At 62.1% G+C, this 240-nt stretch carries 1 protein-coding gene; it reads left to right on the top strand.

The genetic code is table 11. The annotated features are described in order from the left end of the window. On the top strand, positions 1-240 hold a 240-nt coding region (locus ACVA58_RS28610; protein ID WP_446513609.1), incomplete at both ends, for a hypothetical protein.

Below are 240 nucleotides of genomic sequence, written 5' to 3'. Positions count from 1 at the left end.
CCGTACACCTGCTCGATGGTGCTGCAAGAGCTCGAGCGACGCGAGTGGTGCGAGTCCAAAGGTTCTGGCCGCACTCAGCGCCGCCGGCTTACCCAGCCGCGTCAACTGTTGGACGCATGGGCTGCGCAATGGACGAAGCGCAAGGAACATCGGCGCCGCTACTACGTGTTCACCACGGACCCAAACAACCTGATCTTCCAGATCTCGGCGCAAGCGGACAAGGCTGGTACCGAATTCCCG

The organism is Photobacterium sp. DNB22_13_2, assembly GCF_052873915.1.
The sequence above is the reverse complement of the archived record's forward strand: the minus strand, read 5'-3'. Positions and strand labels throughout refer to the sequence as shown.